Below are 17,847 nucleotides of genomic sequence, written 5' to 3'. Positions count from 1 at the left end.
GGTGTCTCCTGAATTGTGTGCGGCTTTTTCGTGGATGAATGCGCCCCTCGCGACGTGAGCGACGCGATCGGCTGGGTAAAACGACGGAGCAAACTCGGGCGGGCGGCGGCCCGGCGATCATCCGGGCTGCGGCGCGAGCTCGGGTGCGCCGGGCGTCAGCACGCGCGGCGGCAGCGGGTTACCGGTGGGCGCCGCATGCAGCGCCAGCTCGCGGCTGCGCGCGTTCAGGCGCTGCAGCGCGCGGAATTCGGACGGCGCCATCCCCTTCACCGCGCGGAACTGGCGGTTGAAGTTCGACACGTTGTTGAAGCCGGCCTGGAAACAGACGTCGGTGATGCTCGCGTCGTCGGCGAGCAGCATCTGGCATGCGGATTCGATCCGCAGACGATTCACGTACTGGACGAACGGCATGCCCGTGTGGCGATGGAACGCGCGCGAGAACGCGCTGACGCTCTGCCCGGTCAGTTGCGCGAGATCGGATTCGCGTAGCTCGGATGCGAGGTTCTTGCCGATATACGACAGCGCGTGACTGAGCCGCGTCGGCGTGACGTCGGCCTGGTCGTATGCGGGGCTCGCGAGCAGCGTGCGCTCGGCGGCGCCGCACAGCCGCTCGAGGATCGTCATGAACAGCGCGATGCGGTGCATGCCGCGCGCGGTCAGCAACGCGTCGAACAGCGGGGCGATCGCGGCGCTCGTCGCCGCGTCGAAGCCGACCCCGCGCCGCGCATCGTCGAGCAGCGTCTGCGCGTCGCGGCATTCGGGAAACGCGTCCATGCAGCGGCGCACGAAAGACGGATCGAACTGGATCACGAGATTGCGCCGCTCGACGGTTTCGCCTTCGGCCATGTCGCTGACCCAGTTGTGCGGCAGGTTCGGGCCGAGCAGCACGAGATGGCCGGGGCCGAACGAGCCGATGTGATCGCCGACGAAATACTTGCCGTGCGTCGCGACGATCAGGTGCAGCTCGAATTCGGGATGGAAATGCCAGCGGATCGTGCGATACGGATAGCCGTGCGACCAGACCTTGAACGACTCGTCGCGTCGCACTTCGACCACTTCGAGATCGGGGTGCATCATGTTGGCGTCTCCATTCCCATGTATCGCTGGCCGGCCTGTTCGGCCTGTTCGGCTCGTTCGCGTGTCCGCCGGCGGTTTCGCGCGGCGATGCGGACCGGTCGCATGGGAAGCAATGTAGGTCGATCGAGCGCGCGGCTCCACCAACTTTACGCCTGATTTCCGATACTTTTTTGCGCGATCCGGCCGCAAACGGCGCCGGACGGCAAATTTGTTGCGGCGCGGAATCGCGCGGACGGCCGCCCGCGCTGGCCGCCCGCGCTGGCTTACGCCGCCGCGTGCTCGCGCGCCGTGCGCGCCTCGTACGTCTTCAGGTGGTTGTACGCGATCCGCAGCAGCGACAACGCATCGGCCGCCTGCGGGTCGCGCCGCGCGAGCAGGTCGCCGATCACGTGATCGGCTTCGACGCGCGCATGATTCTCGACATCGCGCAGCATCGACGCGGTCAGCGGCGACGGCGTCAGCACCATCCGCTGCATCCGCTCGCTGGCCGACGAGTCGGGCCGGTGGCCGTTGTGTTCGGCGATCGCGCTGCATTCGGCGAGCATCGTTTCGAGCAGGCGGCGGCCGTCCGGCGCCGCAAGAATGTCGCCGATCGAACCGCGAAACAGCGACGTGCTCGCGGCGAGCGTCGCGAGGAACACCCATTTCTCCCACATCCGCGCGGCGATATCGTCGCTGAGCGTCGCGTCGAAGCCCGCGCCGCCGAGCACGTCGGCCACCGCGCGCACGCGCGGCGATTCGCCGCCGGCAAGCTCGCCGAACGTCACGCCGTGCGTGTCGTTCAGGTGTACGATGCGCTGCTCGCGATCGAGCGTCGCCGCGATCACGCACAGCCCGCCGAGCACCTGCGCGGCGCCGAAGCGCTCGCGCAGCACGTCGAGGTGGCGCATCCCGTTGAGCATCGGCAGGATCAGCGTCTGCGGGCCGACAAACGGCGCGAACGACGCAATCGCGTCGTCGAGGCTGTACGCCTTGCAGCTCAGCAGCACGAGGTCGAACGGCGCGACGCCGGCGCCCGCATCGCCCGCGCGCACGGTCTGCACGTTCGCGAGCGTCAGGTCGCCGCGCGGGCTGCGGATCAGCAGCCCGTCGCGTGCAAGCGCAGCCGCGCGGCCGTCGCGCACCAGGAACGTCACGTCGCGCCCCGCCGCGGCCAGCCGGCCGCCGAAGTATCCGCCGACCGCGCCGGCCCCTACTACCAGAATCCGCATCGTTGCCTCCTTTCGGTTTGGTTCGGTGTCGCACCGCGGCCCGTGCGGGCGTGGCGCATACACCATCGCCCGACAGTATAGCGGCCACTTTTATGCATATGCATAGATGCCCGCGCCCGCGTCGCGGGCATCGGGAAACGAGCCGCTTCTAAGGGATTTCCCGCCTACAGCGCCGCACATCGCGCGCCGTCAAGACACTTACCCCGTCACGCCGTCCCGGCGAGCTTCCTCGACTGACCGACCTCATACCATGCGCAATCTTTCCCTGAATCAGAAACTCGCCTCGATGATCGTCATCCTGTGGCTCGGCCTGCTCGTGATCGCCGGGCTGGGCGCATGGCAGACCCGTGCGTCGATGATCGCCGACCGCCGCGACCAGCTTGCATCGCTGGTCGCACAGGCCGCGAGCGTGACCGACCATTACTACAAGCTGTCGCAGCAGAACGCGATGCCGGAAACCGATGCGAAGCAGAAGGCGCTCGAGGCGATCGCCGCGATGCGCTACGGCGCCAACGGCTATATCTCGGTCAACGATTCGAAGCCGGTGATCGTGATGCATCCGATCAAGGCCGAGCTCAACGGCAAGGACGTGTCGAATTTCACCGATCCGAACGGCAAGCACCTGTTCGTCGAGATCGTGAAGGCCGGCAACGCGGAAGGCGGCAAGGGCTTCGTCGAATATCTGTGGCCGAAACCGGGTGCGGACAAGCCGCAGGAGAAGACCAGCGCCGTGCAGCGCTTCGCGCCGTGGGACTGGTATCTGGTGACCGGCATGTACATGAACGACGTGCGCTCGGCGGTGCTCGCGAGCATCGGCCGCTGGCTCGCGATGACGGCCGTGCTCGGCGCGATCGCGACGGCCGTGATGGTGCTGGTGCTGAAAAGCGTGCGCGCGAGCCTCGGCGGCGAGCTGGAAGCGGCGCTCGACGCCGCTCGGCGCATCGCGCAGGGCGACCTGACTGCCCGCGTGAGCGTGAAGCACGACGATCGCGGCAGCCTGCTGCATGCGTTGCACACGATGCAGGGCGGGCTGATCGACATGGTGTCGCGCGTCCGGGCCGGCACCGAGAACATCAACGTCGGCGCGAGCGAGATCGCATCCGGCAACACGGACCTGTCGCAGCGCACCGAGCAACAGGCGGCCGCGCTCGTGCAGACCGCGTCGAGCATGGACGAGATGACCGCGAACGTGAAGCAGAACGCGGACAGCGCCGAGCAGGCCGCGTCGCTCGCCGGCCAAGCCGCGCAGGTCGCGACGCGCGGCAGTGCGGTGGTCGACGACGTCGTGCGCACGATGAACGAGATCACCGACCGCTCGCACAAGATCGGCGACATCATCGGCGTGATCGACGGGATCGCGTTCCAGACCAACATCCTCGCGCTGAACGCGGCAGTGGAAGCGGCGCGCGCAGGCGAACAGGGTCGCGGCTTCGCGGTGGTCGCGGCCGAAGTGCGCTCGCTCGCGCAACGCTCGGCGACGGCGGCCAAGGAGATCAAGTCGCTGATCGTGTCGTCGAACGAGACGGTCCAGCACGGCGCGACGCTCGTCACGCATGCGGGCGAGACGATGGCCGAGATCGTGCAGTCGGTACGGCGCGTGAACGAGATCCTCGACGAAATCAGCCACGCATCGCGCGAGCAGAGCGCCGGGATCGAGCAGGTCAACCGCGCGGTGGGCGAGATGGATCAGGTCACGCAGCAGAACGCGGCACTCGTCGAACAGGCCGCGGCAGCCGCGCATTCGCTGCGCGATCAGGCCGAGGCGCTGCGCGACGCGGTGACGCGGTTCGCGCTGCCGGCTTGACGGCGCGCCGCCCCACCCTCACGCCGCGCTGCCCGCCCGCAGCGCGGCCTCGCCGCTACCGAGCCCCAGCCCCGCCGCCCGCTGGATCAGCTCGACGTCGTTGCTCGCGCCGAGCTTCTTCATCGCGCTGATCTTCTGCGCGCTGACCGTCTGCTTGCCCTTGCTCAGGCGCTGCGCGATCGTCTTGATCGGCACGCCCGACAGATACAGGCGAATCACCTCGATTTCGCGCGCCGACAGCTTCACGGGCGTGTCGCCGCGCGTGCCGAGCGCATCGACCGCGCGACGCACCGACGGCGACAGGTAGGTCGCGCCGCTGTAGCTCGAATGAATCGCCGTGACGATATGGCCGACCTCGTCGAGCTTGCTGACGACACTCACGCCGCCGATCGCGAAGATCGACCGGAAGATCAGCGGGTTCTCGTTCGCGACCAGCACGACGATCCCGACGTTCGGCCGCGTGCGGCGCAGCCAGTCGAACAGCGCGAGGCCATCCATCTGCTCGTCGCCGCGTATCGCATAGTCGACCAGCACGACGTCGCAATCGATGCCGCCGAGCGATGCGACCAGTTCTGCCGCGCTCCGGTAGACCGCGGCGAGCTCGATCGCGCAGGCGCCGCCTGCGATCTGCTCGATACCGGCCAGCGTCAATGGCCAGTCGTACGCGAAGACGATGCGAACATTGAATTTCCTCATGCGGAGTTCCTGGTGGTTCACCGGCCGCGCCACGCGGAACGCGCGCGCCCGGTTGGGCGTTGAAAGGACATTCAGGCGATTTTTAGCCTGGACGTCGATTCTATGAACGTATGCGCGCGCGCGATATCGGACGGCGTACGAATTGGCCGCCGAAGACGTAATACGGGTTTGATATTTGCGCCGGTTCAACGCCCGGCGGCCGGCGGACGACCGTCGCGGCATCGGCCCGATGGCCGGCGTGGCGCGCCGCGCGGCCGGCCAGCGGGTAAAATTGCGCGTTTGCATGCCACCCCGGCCCGCCGGTGGCGAGCGACGCGCCGATGCCGGCCGCGCGCCGCCGGCCCTTCGCCGGCTTGCCCGACCTCCCGCTTTCCTCATGACCGATTCCGACCTGCAATCCGACGACACCTCCATCCACGAAGACGGCCTCTGGCGCGACAACGGTTGGACGGCCCGCATCATCAAGAACGAAGACGACGACGGCTGGGCCGTCGAGATGGTCAAGGACGGCGAGTCCGAGCCCGCGCTCGTCGGGCCGTGGACCATGGGCCGTGACAAGAAGAACCCGAAGCCGATGGATGCGAACGCGTTCCGCACGCTCGTGAAGACCGCGACCGAAGTGCTGATGCGTCACGAACAGCAGCGGCGCGCGATGCTGCACAAGGAAGTGACGGTGCAGGACGAAGCCGGACAGGATGTGTCGGTGACGCTCGACATCGTGCCCGACGAGTTCGAGCCGTATGCGCAGCTCAAGGCGTTCGATCCGTATGGCGAGCTGCTGGCCGAAGCGAAGGTGTCGGCCGGGTTCAAGCTCAACAAGGCCAGCGCCGAGCGCTGGGCCGCATCGGGCTTCGACCGGCCGGCCTGAGGGCGCGATCAGGCGCCGGCGCCCCGCTCCGCGCGCGCGAGCCGGCGGGCGGCCAGCTTGCGCCGCACGAGCGCCTCGAACTGCGGCGTCGCGGCCTCGGGATCGCGCGCGGCCAGGCCCAGCAAATTGCGCGCGAGCTGGATCGGCGTCAGCACGATGCCCCACGGCAGCCCCCACCAGCCGAGCGCGGCCGACGCGAGCAGCGCGATCGCCTGCTTCCGGCGGCCGCAGCGGCGGCAGCACACGTGGCGCCGCGTGGCCCAGCGCGTGACGAATACGAGCGACACGACGCGATGCGACGCGTGGACGTCGATCGGTTGCCCTTCGCGCAGGCAGATCGGACATGGCCCGTAGCGCCAGTCGTCGACGTACTGCCGGACCTTCGCGTCGGGCACCCGTTCGGCCTCGACGACGACCGGATGCGCCTGTGCGCACACCGGGCCGCAATAGCGGCGGCCGTCGATCGACCGCCCGCCGACCAGGAACGTCCTGCCGCACTGACTGCACTCTGCCACGATGACCTCGGATAAGCGTGATGCGCCGCGTGCCGGTTGCGCGCACGTCGATGCACGCGTTCCGGCCCGGCCGTTTCATGTTTTAACGGCCGCCGCCGCGAGGTCTTGAGCGCACGCGCGCAGCGGCGCGTCAGCCATGCAGCCCGTGCGCGGTCATCAGGCGGTACAGCGTCGCACGCGAGATGCCCAGCTCCGCCGCGACGTCCGCATGCTGGTGGCGGTGACGCAGCAGCGTTGCCTCGATCGCGTGCCGCTCGGCCTGCCGGCGCGCCTGCGCGAGCGTCGGCGGCCGCAGCGACGTGTACGGACGCAGCTCGAGATCGGCGGCCGAGATCAGCGGGCCGTTCGTCATCACGACCGCGAAGCGGATCCGGTTGATCAGCTCGCGCACGTTGCCGGGCCACGAATAGTTGTGGATCGCCTCGATCGCGCACGGCGTGAAGCCGCGAATCCGGTACGCGCCGTCGCCGCGATAGCGCCGCAGCACGTCATCGGCGAGCAGCATGATGTCGCGGCCGCGCATGCGCAGCGGCGGCTCGTCGATACGCAGCACGCACAGGCGGTAGTAGAGGTCGGCGCGGAATCGCCCGGCCTGCATCGCGGCTTCGAGATCGACGTGGGTGGCCGACACGATCCGCACGTCGACCGGAATCGACGCATGCCCGCCGAGCCGCTCGATCCTGCCCTCCTGCAGGAACCGCAGCAGGCTCGCCTGGCTCTCGAACGGCATGTCGCCGATTTCGTCGAGAAACAGCGTGCCGCCGTGCGCAGCCTCGATGCGGCCGATCTTGCGCTGGTGCGCGCCGGTGAATGCGCCGCGCTCGTGCCCGAACAGTTCGGCCTGCACCAGCATCGTCGGGATGGCCGCGCAGTTCACGGCAACGAACGGTGCATCGGCACGCGACGACTGCCGGTGGATCGCCGCCGCCGTCAGCTCCTTGCCGGTGCCGGACTCGCCGGCGATGAACACGGTCGCCTCGGTGTTCGCGACCTTGCGGATCGTCGCGAACAGCCGGCGCATCGCGTCGCACGCGCCGATCATCGCGCCGCCCGGCGGCGGCGCTTCCGCGGCCGGGTCGCCGTCCGCGAGCTCCAGCATCCCGTATGCATGGCCGACGAGATAGCCGATCGTCGTGTAGGCCGTCGCATGGCGCACGTAGTCGAAGCAGCAGCGGCGGATCAGGCGCGCGATCGTGATGTTGCGCAGCCGCTCGCCGTCGGCGAGCGCGACCCAGCCGACGCGCGGGTCACGCAGCAGCGCCTCGAACGACGCGACGTCCGGCGACGCGAAGCTGCCGAAATCGACGATGCCCGCATGCGGACGGTTCGCCTTGGCGAGATTCTGCGCTTCTGCCACGGTTTTGGCGCACCACACCTCCCAGCCGCGCGACGCGAGCGAATCGACGAGCGCGGCATCGTGTTGCCGCGACAGGTAGACGAGCGGCCGCGACGGCGCGACGGGACTGCGCCGGACCGCGACGAACGGCAGCGTGCTCGCCTGCCGTTCGACATCGTGCGGGCCCGGCATGCCGAGCTGACAGCAATGGTTCACGATTGCCTCGCCGCATAAGGTTGTATATCGAAGCGGCCGTTGCCGATCGCGTGGCGGGCCCGTGGTCCCGCGGCGCGGCGCCGCTCCGTCCTCGAACTACGCCGCGCTATCGGCAGAACACGACGCGCTGCGTGTAGATCTGCGGCTCGACGACAGGCTTCGCCGCGCCGTTGAGATCGTCGCGATAGGCGCGGTAGGTCTTGCCGTTCACCGTCACGTCCGACGCGCGGGCCGTCTCGATCCTGTCGAGCCCGGTGTACCGCCATTCGTTCACCCGGTCCGCGGCCGCGACGCTCGACTCGCCCGCGATCTTCTGCGTGATCGCGCTGCCGTCGCCCCACGGTTGCGTCTGCATCGCCTCGGTGTGCTGCGTCGCGCCGACCGTCTTGCCGGCCGACTTCGGCTCGTCGTGCGCGTCGAACGGCGCACCGCGGCCGTATACCGGCGCTTGCCACGACAGCGCATGGCCCGCCTCCGGCATCATGTAGACCATCTGCGGGTCGCCGATCATCACCATCGGCGCGCATGCGGTGTTGTCGGGACGGCCGAGCGTCGACAGCGCCTGCTGGACGCTCGCGGCGTTCGCGAGGGTCTGCTCGTTCAGGATGACGAAGACCGCGGGATTCTGGAAAAGCGACTGTGCAGCGGCTTGTACGCTGGCCAGCAGCAAAGCGACCAAAAAGATCCTCATGATCGAGGCCTCCTCGCATCGTCGTCACGCAAAAAGAGGTGTTGACCTCGGGGAGGGGAACAACACCCGTCAAACCGGAAAAGACCGTCGGCATTGGGGCGAACGCATGCCGTGCGACACGTGCTCCGGTCGCACGGCAAACCGGCCCGCGTGCCTACGACGAGGTACTCGTCGAGATGACGGTCGGCGCCGGCGCGATCGGTGCAGCCGGTGCGGCCTGCCGATCGACCGTGGCCGGCGACAACGCTTGCGCGGGATCGGTCAGCGCCGGCACGTCGGCCGGCGGCGCAGCCACTGCGGCTGCGGATTCGACCGCGTCCGGCACTTTCGCGTCGGCTGCCCGCATGTCGGCGGGCGCCGCCGCGACGGCAGGCGGCGTGGCCTCCGGGGTCGGCGCTTCGGCGGCTGCCTGCGGCGCCGGCTCGGCGGCCTTCGCATCGACGGCCTTCGCATCGGCGGCCGGCGCCACGGCGACGGTTGCCGCCGGCATCGGTTCGGCAACCGGCTCGCCTGCGGCCTGCACCGGTTCGGTCGCGGCCGGAATCGGCTCCGGTGCGTTGGCGGCGATGGGCTGTGCAGGCTCGGGCGTCTTGTCCGCGACGGCCGGCACTGGCTCGGACGCCTTGTCGGCAACTGCCGGGGCGGGTGCGGACACCTTGTCGACAACTGCCGTGGCAGGCTCGGACGCTTTGTCGGCGACCGGCCGCGCGGGCTCCGGCGCCTTCGTCTCGGCGACCGGCGCGGCAGGCGCTGGCGATGCCTTGTCCGCCGCGACCGGTGCGGCGATGACGGCCGCTGCCGGCACGGTGGCCATGACGGCACCCGGTACGACCGACGCTGCGGGCGCGGTGGCGGCGACGGCAGGCGCGGCAGCCGCCGCGGGCGCCGGGACTGCGGCGGCAACGGCCGGCGTCGCAACTGCCGGAGCGGCGGCGACAGGCGCCATCGCCGGCACCGGGACCGGCACCGAAACCGGCGCGGCGCGCATCGACGTCGTCTCGATCGGGCGCGTCGGCGCGGCCACTGGCGCGGCCGAGCCGAGCGGCGGCAGGCCCATCCGGTCGCGCACGATCGGATCGCGATACTTGATGTCGTCCGCGACGGTCGCTTCGACGCTGGGCGCCACGTTCGAACGCGCGAGCGGCGCGGTCGTGCCCGGGCACAGATGCCCGGTCGCCTCCACCGCGCGCCGGTTCGCATCGCTCTGGCACAGCAGCGCGAGCGCCACGTCGGTCAGACCCATCGCACGGAATTCGCGCGCATCGAGACGCCGCACGCAGGCCTGGTCGACCAGCGTCGTGCCGCCCGTCGCGCCGAACCCCGGAAACGACACGCCGACGCTCACCGAGCCCATGCAGGTATCGGACAGCGTGGTCGTGAGGCCGGGCGCCTGGATCGACGGATTCGTCTTGATCGTCTGCGTGCCCGAGTAATTGACGTTTTCCGAGATCTGGGTGTTGTACGGGTTGGTGCCGGGCGCGCCGGACGACTGCAGCGAGTTCACGCTCTGCGGCGTGACGTTGCCGCCGGCCGTGCCGGACGGCAGCGTCACGTTGACGTTCACGCTCGAATTGCCGCTGCCGCGCACCCCGCTGGAGCTGGTGGCATTCCCCCCGCGCGAACTCGTCGTATTCGTGTTCATGCTCGAGCCGCCGCCCTGGCTGATCGCCGTCGACGAGGTCGACGATTGCGCGCTCGACGTCGAATCGGCGGTTTGCGCGTGGGCGCCGATCGTGGTCATCGCGAACATCGCCGCACATGCCACCTTGATCCTGTTGCTGTTCATTTCACTCTCCGGACGAGGTTTGACCTCCCACCCAGGCAACCGTACTAATTCCCCTGAATGCCTTCAGTTTTCGCTGCTTCCCCGAACTGCTTCCAGCCGCTGCCCAACTGGGACCACGAGCCGGCCGACATGCCCTGCCATTGCCGGGTGTCCGGTCCGCCGATGGCACTGCCCGACGAAAGCGTTTGTTGTTCTGACGGTTTGGTTGTCTGAGAAGGGTTGTTTGACGTCTGCATATTCGATTGCCCACCATCGGCAGCACGGTCAGCGCCATACGCCGTCAGAGACGCGAGCATCAGAGCGGCGGCAATCAGGTTCTGCTTCATGCCAACTCCTTACGTGACAACGATGCGGAAAAGAGACCAGCGTCGCTGGGAAACTGGTCCCCCCACACCTGACTAATGACTGCTCCCGGTCGCGCTCGAGTCGCCCTGGCTTCCGCCCGACGCGGACGGCGAACCGGCCGGCCCGGTACTCCACACGCTCGACGAGTTGTAGTGATTCGAGCCCGCGATGGCGCCCGACCCGCCACCGCCCGTCCACCCCGCGGCACCCGCGTTGGCAATGCCGTGGTCGTTCGCGCCCGTGGCCGTGTAGTGGTTCGCACCGAGTACGATCGTGGCGGTCACCCCTCCCGACAGCGCATTCGCGTTCTCGTTCGTGCTGCCGTTTCCGGCGAACGAGCCCGCGGCGCCGATACCGCCGCCTGCCGCGAACGCGCCTCCGTTCGTGCCCGAACCGCTGGCCGTCGAAGTCGAGTTGTGAAAAGCGGACGCCGTGCCGGCGGAGCCGGCGGGTGTCACGGTGCTGCCTGCATTCGCGCCGGCCGTCGAGGTCGAATTGCTGGTATAGCTGCCGGAGCCGACCAGCACCGAACCGGAAACACCCGCCGCAACGGACTGCGTCTGGTTGGTCGTGGACGATCCGGCCGCCAACGCAGCGGACGAAATGACGGTGAGCGCTGTCGCTAACATGACTTTGGCTTTCATAGCAATTCCTTGCTGTGAGGAAGTTCGACGGTGGCGGAGCCGGGCCTGCCCTTGCGGGACGAAACCCGGCATCCGTGCCGCCAGCCAATGACGAACGCTACGCGTCGCGGCTTAGTGGTGATACGTCCAGCCGGTCGAGCCCGCGTTCGCGCCGCTGCTGCCGCCTGCTTGTGCGCCGCCGAAGCCGAAGCCGCCGACCGTCGACGTTTGCGTGTGGTTCGTGTACGAGACCGAACCGCTGCTGCCGCCACCGGCCATTGCGCCGGCTGCGCCGAGTGCCGAGCCGGAATCGGTTGCGGTGAAGTGGCCGAACCCGGCGACCCCGGCCATCGTCTGGCCACCGCTCGACGAGTTGCTGCTCGAGATCGTGCCGCTCGCTGCAAACGCTGCACTCGAAACCGCCAGAACTGCTGCTGCAATCAGAAGCTTCTTCATGGTCGACTCCATAACGGCGTGGAGAGAATGAGCATGGAAGATCGCACGCCATCGACCTTCCCGCCTCGAGCAACCCTTAAAAATAAGGATTGCTATCGAATAGATAAATTATTTCAGGCTCGTAAAATTTACTTTTTATTTTTGGCCAGCCGAAGTCTAGTTTTATATTTTTAAGTTGTCCAAAATTTACGAGTAGGTGTTTTCAATTATTCTTATTAACATTGAGATTAACTCAAAACACCATTGATTAAATTTACCTAAATGACGCGCACATCTTTCCGGATTGCGATTTTCAATACCTTGTGTAAAACAGATACCGGCACCGGCACCCATTTCCGGAATTGAAAATTAGCGAACGTATCGACTACCGAAAATTGCAGCGCCCGCTCGGCACGCGCCCTTCAGCCAGGCGACGACGGGCCTGCATTGCAACCAGACGGCATGTCCGCTCCCTGAGCTGACGGAGAAAGGCCTTCCGGATAACCCGGCCGACGCGCATTCGATCTAGTCCGGCCCACGCCGGCACTGGCCCGGCACGATCGAAACGGCTCCTGCACGGTTGAAGAGGAATCGGCGCCACGCTGTCCGGCACGAACAGCGCACCCCATCCGGAAACACCGAATGAAGTCGAGCATCGCTGTCGCCGGGTTGTCGCGCGAAACGGGAACCGCTCCAGCACGCGACGCGCGCGGAGGGCGGGAAATCGGCAAGGCGCAACCACCGACGCTGGCACTGCGTCGCAAGCGCTACCCCCATCGATCCGACTACCCCTATGGTGCGCGAGAAACGCGCGGATCAAGCCACTGCTTATAGTGTTCATCGCCGCTTCCCCGACTGGCTCGTGACGAACTGGCCGCCCCCACATCATTGTTGCATCGTGTCGACCGCTCGCCGGTGCGTCCAATCTCGCAAGCCGCATGCCATGCGATATTCCACTGCGCATTGCGCGCGGCATGCGGCCGCCAGCCCCGCCCATTTCGCCAGGAACGGCATTTTTCGTTTCACGAATGTATCGCGATAACGGCACCCGCGCGGCGGCGATCATTGAACACCGCGACGCAATGCCTTGATTTGACGGACGAATCCGGCGCACCGAGGCTCGCCGGACGTCCCTGCGGACGGTTGTTGCAAATTTGAGAGCCCGCTCTCGATGCATGGCCCGCGTTTCGCGCGTTTCTGCTGACGAACCGTGTGTTGCGGCAGGCCGGCAACCGTCCATTACCCCCGGCGAATGGCGGGCCGGCCGCTCGATGCCCCGCGCCGCGCGGCCGGCGACACGGCCGGAACACGGGTTCCGTCCGAAATACGAAACGGATTTGATTCATCCGTGAAAATACCCACACGATCATGCGGTGAAAAACCTTTGCCATCCGGTACGCTGCGGGCGTAATAATTAAAACAAATGTAAACGCTCGATCCCGATAAAAACGGGCCATCATTTTTCATTTCCAGTCGACCAGCCATTGGCGAGCGACTCATTGAAGAAACGTTTTCGAGCATTTATCCGCAGGATTCTCATCACTGAAACAAAGGCGATGAAGACCACTACCGATAGATCGATGCTTGCGTCGTTCAAGCATCAACGGGGTCGTCGGCGAAACCGGAGCGCCTGTCGCGGCGCTTCGTCGACATCGCCGGCGCGGTCGCATGAAGGTGCTCGCGACAGGGGGAACGGGCTATATCGGCAGCCATCCGTGCAAGACGCTCGCGAAAGCGGAACACGAGCCGTGTCGCATACGACGCTCTCTCGTCCGGCCATTGCGGCGCGGTCCGCAGCGCGTCGCGCCGATATCCTCGACCGCAACGCGCCGTCATCGCGACATGCCGATCGATGACCGGCCGGCCGCCCGTCAGCCGAGCAGTTCCTTCTTGCGCAGATGCACGATGTCGCGCATCGGCGGCGCGCCGAACAGCCGGCTGTATTCGCGGCTGAACTGCGACGCGCTTTCGTAGCCGACGACGGCCGCCACCGACCCGACGTCGCCGCCCTGCCGCAACAACAGCCGTCGCGCCTCGTGCAGTCGCAACTGCTTCTGGTACTGCAGCGGGCTCAGCGTCGTCACGTGCTTGAAATGATGGTGCAGCGACGACACGCTCATGTTGACCGCCTGCGCGAGCGACTCGACGCGCATCGGCTCCGCGAAGTGATCGCGGATCCATTCGATCGCACGCGCAATCCGATGCGTCTGGCTGCCGGCGATCGCCATGTGCCGCAGCCGCGTGCCCTGCCCGCTCGTCATCAGCCGGTACAGCACTTCCTTCTCGATCAGCGGCGCGACGACCGCGATGTCGGCCGGCGTATCGAGCAGCCGCAGCAGCCGCAACGCCGCATCGAGCAGCGGCGGCGTCAGCTCCGCGAGCGCGATCCCTTCGCCTTCCGGGCCCGCGTCGGGCTCGGGCAGCCGCATCTCGGCCGCCAGTTCGACGATGCGCTGCGGATCGAGCGTCAGCGACAGGCACAAGTACGGCTCTTCCGCCGACGCACGCGTCACGCGCGAGAGGATCGGCAAGTCGATCGACGTAATCAGGCAATTGTGGGCGTCGTATTCGTAGGCGTGGCCGGCCACGATCACGCGTTTCGCGCCCTGCGCGGCGATCACCAGCGCGGCGCGCGACACGCCGCAGCCGAGATCGACCGGCCGCGTGTGCCGATGCAGCATCAGGCCCGGCACGGCCGTCGAGTGCGAGCCGTCCGCCGGCGCGAAACGGCCGATCAGCGACGCCAGCTCGCGCCGCCCGGATTCGCGCGACGCCACGATATCGGTCATGTCCATGACGCATCCTCGAATGATTTCCCGTGTCGCGCGAGCATAGCGAAACGGCTCGCGGCGTGCAGGGGATTTGCAGGATTGTTCAATAAATTTGCAGGATTGGGTAGACGCAAAAACCGGCTGCTCGCGCACACTCGCGCTAATCCGGCCCACGCCGGGTTTTCCCCACGGAGACAATCAAAAATGCCTACCTCGTTTGTCCTGAACGGCAAGAACGTCACGCTCGACGCCGATCCGTCGATGCCCGTCCTCTGGGCGATTCGCGAACACGCGGGACTGACCGGCACGAAATTCGGCTGCGGCATGGCGCAGTGCGGCGCGTGCACCGTGCATCTCGAAGGCCAGGCCGTCCGCTCGTGCGTGCTGCCGCTCGCCGGCATCGCGGGCAAGCACGTGACGACGATCGAAGGCCTGCAGAGCAAGCCCGCGCAGGCCGTGCAGGCCGCGTGGGTCAAGCTGCAGGTGCCGCAATGCGGCTATTGCCAGTCCGGCCAGATCATGTCGGCCACCGCCTTGCTCGAACAGAATCCGAAGCCGACCGACGCGGACATCGACGCCGCGATGAACGGCAACCTCTGCCGCTGTGCGACCTACGCCCGCATCCGGGCCGCGATCCACGACGCAGCCGCGACGCTGGGAGCCTGACCATGACGATCGAACTCGACCACACCGATTCGGTGCGCCCGTCGCGCCGCACGTTCCTGAAGGCCGCGGGGGCAGCCGCCGCCGTCAGCCTGACCATCGGCTTCGACTGGGCCGGCCTCGGCCGCCGCGCGCTCGCCGCGACCGCGCCGGCCGGCGAATTCGCGCCGAACGCATTCCTGCGCATCACGCCCGACGGCGCCGTCAGGGTGATCGCGAAGCACGTCGAAATGGGCCAGGGCGCGTATACGGGCATCGCGACGATCGTCGCCGAGGAGCTCGACGCCGACTGGTCGAGCGTGCGCGTCGAAAGCGCGCCGGCCGATGCGAAGCGCTACGCGAACCTCGCGTTCGGCACGATGCAGGGCACGGGCGGCAGTTCGGCCATGTCGAACTCGTGGCAGCAACTGCGCGAAGCGGGCGGCAAGGCGCGCGCGATGCTCGTGTCGGCCGCGGCAGCCCGCTGGAAGGTGCCGGCCGCCGAGCTGACCACCGCCGACGGCGTCGTCACGCACGCGAAGAGCGGCAAGACGGCCGCGTACGGCACGCTCGTCGCCGATGCGTCGAAGCTGCCCGTGCCCGACAAGGTCACGCTGAAGCAGCCGGCCGATTTCAAGCTGATCGGGCACCGGATTCCACGCGTCGACGCGTCGTCGAAATCGAACGGCACCGCGCATTTCACGCTCGACACGACGTTCCCCGGCATGCGCGTCGCGCTGCTGCAGCGGCCGCCGCGCTTCGGCGCGACGGTGAAATCGTTCGACGCGACGGCCGCGAAGGCCGTGCCGGGCGTCGTGTCGGTCGTGCAGGTGCCGGGCGGCGTCGCGGTCGTCGCGACCGGCTTCTGGGCCGCGAAACAGGGCCGCGACGCGCTGAAGGTCGAATGGGACGAAACGAAGGCGGAAAAGCGCGGCTCGGACGAGCTCATGCGCGAATACCGGCAACTCGCCGAGAAGCCGGGCACGTCGGCGCGCAAGGACGGCGATGCCGATGCGGCGATCGCCGGCGCGGCGCGCAAGATCGCCGCGACGTACGAATTCCCGTATCTCGCGCATGCGCCGATGGAGCCGCTCGACGCGGTCGTCAAGCTGACGGCGGACAGCTGCGAGATCTGGGCCGGCGACCAGTTCCAGACGGTCGACCAGGGCAACGCGGCCAGGACGGCCGGGCTGAAACCCGAACAGGTGCGGATTCACACGCTGTATGCGGGCGGCAGCTTCGGCCGGCGCGCGAATGCGTGGTCGGACTACGTGGTCGAGGCCGTGTCGATCGCGAAGGCGCTCGGCGCGGACGGCAAGCCCGTCAAGCTGCAATGGACGCGCGAGGACGACATCCAGGGCGGCTTCTACCGGCCGATGTACTTCCACAAGCTCGACGCGGGCCTGACCGCGGACGGCCGGCTGGTGGGCTGGCGCCACCGGATCGTCGGCCAGTCGATCCTCGCCGGCACGCCATTCGAAGCGTTCATGGTCAAGAACGGCATCGACGCGACGTCGGTCGAGGGCGCGGCGAACCTGCCGTACGCGGTGCCGAACGTGTCGGTCGAACTCACCACGACCCAGGTCGGCCTGCCGGTGCTGTGGTGGCGCGTGGTCGGCAGCTCGCACACGGCCTACGCGGTCGAGGCGTTCATCGACGAAGCCGCGCACGCGGCCGGCAAGGACCCGTATGCGTTCCGCCGCGACCTGCTCGCGAAGGAGCCGCGCATGCGTGCGGTGCTGGATCTGGCCGCGCAGAAGGCAGGCTGGGATCCGGCCAAGCCGCTGCCCAAGGGGCGCGGGCGCGGGATCGCGGTGGCCGAGGCGTTCAAGAGCTATGTCGCGCAGGTGGCCGAGGTATCGGTCGACGCGGACGGCAAGGTGAAGGTCGAGCGCGTGGTGTGCGCGGTCGACTGCGGGATCGCGATCAATCCCGACATCGTCGCCGCGCAGATGGAGGGCGGCATCGGTTTCGGGCTCGGCGCGGCGATGCACAGCGCGATCACGCTGAAGGACGGCCAAGTCGAGCAGCGCAACTTCGACGGCTACCACGTGCTGCGGATGGCGGAGATGCCGAAGGTCGAAGTGCATATCGTGCCGTCGGCGGAAGCGCCGACCGGGGTCGGCGAGCCGGGCGTCGCGCCGGTCGGGCCGGCCGTGGCGAACGCGATCTTCGCGGCGACCGGCAAACGGCATTACGTGCTGCCGTTCGATTCGGCGGATAGCGCGAAGGCCTGATGCGCGGGGACGCCGGCTGCCGGGCGACGCATGCCCCGGGGCCGGCGTTTTTCAATGCATCGCGAGAACACCTCGCTTATCCGGGCCAAAGTCCGCATGACATGGGGCGGCTCGGCGTCGCTCACGCTTGGTCGACTTCAGGCCATAGCCTCGGAAACACAATTCATCGCACGCAATTGCGGCACGAGCGCGGTGGCCAGCGGGGTATCGCTGACGGCAAGCCACCGCCGCGAAGCATCGACCCGCTCGGCGGCGTGCCCGAGCAGCGGATCGAGTACGCTATCTTCGGGAAACGACGGTTCGAAGGTAGCGACGGCCGTCATGCTTCCTCGTACGGTTCCATGTAGGGTTCGATGTCGGCAATTGAATCGCGTATGTCACTGATTCATATTGAGTTTTCATTGACACATGTCGGGTCCGATGTAGGGTTCCATGTAGGGTTTCCGAAGCCCGCCGCCAGCCTCGGTCGAGCGCATGTTACCGGCGCCTCCCCACGTTACGTCGGACGTAACGCCCCGTAACGTAGCGACGCGATGCTACGTAACAATCCTTCAGCGCCAGTCCGACCCTTTCATCAATCGCCCGGCGGCTTCC

17 protein-coding genes are annotated in these 17,847 nt (G+C 67.5%); 4 read left to right on the top strand and 13 right to left on the bottom strand.

What is annotated here, in order from left to right; translation table 11 throughout:
- Nucleotides 1–117: 117 nt before the first annotated feature.
- Both WS61_RS19900 and panE read right to left on the bottom strand, forming a co-directional pair.
- A complete protein-coding gene (locus WS61_RS19900) occupies nt 118–1,077 on the bottom strand; it encodes an AraC family transcriptional regulator (RefSeq protein ID WP_059502649.1) in 960 nt (319 codons plus the stop codon).
- A 263-nt stretch (nt 1,078–1,340) separates the two neighbouring features.
- Nucleotides 1,341–2,288 carry a 2-dehydropantoate 2-reductase gene (gene panE / locus WS61_RS19895; RefSeq protein ID WP_059502647.1) on the bottom strand — a complete coding sequence of 316 codons (948 nt, stop codon included), beginning with the start codon at nt 2,286–2,288 and terminating at the stop codon, nt 1,341–1,343.
- A 250-nt stretch (nt 2,289–2,538) separates the two neighbouring features.
- On the opposite strand from panE, the gene WS61_RS19890 reads away from it, so the two are divergent.
- Nucleotides 2,539–4,092 carry a methyl-accepting chemotaxis protein gene (locus WS61_RS19890; RefSeq protein WP_059502645.1) on the top strand — a complete coding sequence of 518 codons (1,554 nt, stop codon included), beginning with the start codon at nt 2,539–2,541 and terminating at the stop codon, nt 4,090–4,092.
- Nucleotides 4,093–4,110: 18 nt separating this feature from the next.
- On the opposite strand, the gene WS61_RS19885 is transcribed toward WS61_RS19890, so the two are convergent.
- Nucleotides 4,111–4,788: a response regulator transcription factor gene (locus WS61_RS19885; protein ID WP_059502805.1), complete on the bottom strand. Its 678-nt coding sequence runs from the start codon at nt 4,786–4,788 to the stop codon at nt 4,111–4,113.
- A 376-nt stretch (nt 4,789–5,164) separates the two neighbouring features.
- Between WS61_RS19885 and WS61_RS19875 the strand changes: the two genes are divergently transcribed.
- Complete coding sequence (locus WS61_RS19875) at nt 5,165–5,656, top strand: hypothetical protein (RefSeq protein ID WP_027781097.1); 492 nt, start codon at nt 5,165–5,167, stop codon at nt 5,654–5,656.
- An 8-nt stretch (nt 5,657–5,664) separates the two neighbouring features.
- On the opposite strand, the gene WS61_RS19870 is transcribed toward WS61_RS19875, so the two are convergent.
- The 9 genes from WS61_RS19870 to WS61_RS19840 form a co-directional block, all read right to left on the bottom strand.
- On the bottom strand, nt 5,665–6,171 hold the full coding sequence (locus WS61_RS19870; protein WP_059502641.1) for a hypothetical protein: 507 nt from the start codon (nt 6,169–6,171) through the stop codon (nt 5,665–5,667).
- Between the two features lie 130 nt (nt 6,172–6,301).
- A complete protein-coding gene (locus WS61_RS19865) occupies nt 6,302–7,699 on the bottom strand; it encodes a sigma-54 dependent transcriptional regulator (RefSeq protein ID WP_059502638.1) in 1,398 nt (465 codons plus the stop codon).
- A 130-nt stretch (nt 7,700–7,829) separates the two neighbouring features.
- Nucleotides 7,830–8,414: a hypothetical protein gene (locus tag WS61_RS19860; RefSeq protein ID WP_059502636.1), complete on the bottom strand. Its 585-nt coding sequence runs from the start codon at nt 8,412–8,414 to the stop codon at nt 7,830–7,832.
- Between the two features lie 154 nt (nt 8,415–8,568).
- Nucleotides 8,569–10,200, bottom strand: coding sequence for a hypothetical protein (locus WS61_RS19855; RefSeq protein ID WP_059502634.1), 1,632 nt, complete (start codon nt 10,198–10,200; stop codon nt 8,569–8,571).
- Between the two features lie 44 nt (nt 10,201–10,244).
- Nucleotides 10,245–10,526 carry a hypothetical protein gene (locus WS61_RS33855; RefSeq protein ID WP_060034697.1) on the bottom strand — a complete coding sequence of 94 codons (282 nt, stop codon included), beginning with the start codon at nt 10,524–10,526 and terminating at the stop codon, nt 10,245–10,247.
- Nucleotides 10,527–10,598: 72 nt separating this feature from the next.
- A complete protein-coding gene (locus WS61_RS19850) occupies nt 10,599–11,189 on the bottom strand; it encodes a hypothetical protein (protein ID WP_059502631.1) in 591 nt (196 codons plus the stop codon).
- 111 nt (nt 11,190–11,300) lie between these two features.
- Nucleotides 11,301–11,624, bottom strand: a complete 324-nt coding sequence (locus WS61_RS19845; RefSeq protein ID WP_059502803.1) for a hypothetical protein — start codon at nt 11,622–11,624, stop codon at nt 11,301–11,303.
- A gap of 1,218 nt (nt 11,625–12,842) precedes the next feature.
- Nucleotides 12,843–13,124, bottom strand: coding sequence for a hypothetical protein (locus WS61_RS33845; RefSeq protein ID WP_157692757.1), 282 nt, complete (start codon nt 13,122–13,124; stop codon nt 12,843–12,845).
- A 350-nt stretch (nt 13,125–13,474) separates the two neighbouring features.
- Complete coding sequence (locus WS61_RS19840; RefSeq protein WP_059502629.1) at nt 13,475–14,398, bottom strand: AraC family transcriptional regulator; 924 nt, start codon at nt 14,396–14,398, stop codon at nt 13,475–13,477.
- A gap of 180 nt (nt 14,399–14,578) precedes the next feature.
- Between WS61_RS19840 and WS61_RS19835 the strand changes: the two genes are divergently transcribed.
- Together WS61_RS19835 and WS61_RS19830 are read left to right on the top strand one after the other, a co-directional pair.
- Nucleotides 14,579–15,040, top strand: a complete 462-nt coding sequence (locus WS61_RS19835) for a (2Fe-2S)-binding protein (protein WP_006480868.1) — start codon at nt 14,579–14,581, stop codon at nt 15,038–15,040.
- A gap of 2 nt (nt 15,041–15,042) precedes the next feature.
- Nucleotides 15,043–17,253: a xanthine dehydrogenase family protein molybdopterin-binding subunit gene (locus WS61_RS19830; RefSeq protein ID WP_059502627.1), complete on the top strand. Its 2,211-nt coding sequence runs from the start codon at nt 15,043–15,045 to the stop codon at nt 17,251–17,253.
- 137 nt (nt 17,254–17,390) lie between these two features.
- Here the strand turns inward: WS61_RS19830 and WS61_RS19825 are convergent, their stop codons facing one another.
- Nucleotides 17,391–17,576: a hypothetical protein gene (locus tag WS61_RS19825; RefSeq protein WP_059502625.1), complete on the bottom strand. Its 186-nt coding sequence runs from the start codon at nt 17,574–17,576 to the stop codon at nt 17,391–17,393.
- Between the last annotated feature and the right edge of the window lie 271 nt (nt 17,577–17,847).

This window comes from Burkholderia sp. ABCPW 11, from assembly GCF_001523445.1.
In the GTDB taxonomy this organism is placed as follows: domain Bacteria; phylum Pseudomonadota; class Gammaproteobacteria; order Burkholderiales; family Burkholderiaceae; genus Burkholderia.
The sequence above is the reverse complement of the archived record's forward strand: the minus strand, read 5'-3'. Positions and strand labels throughout refer to the sequence as shown.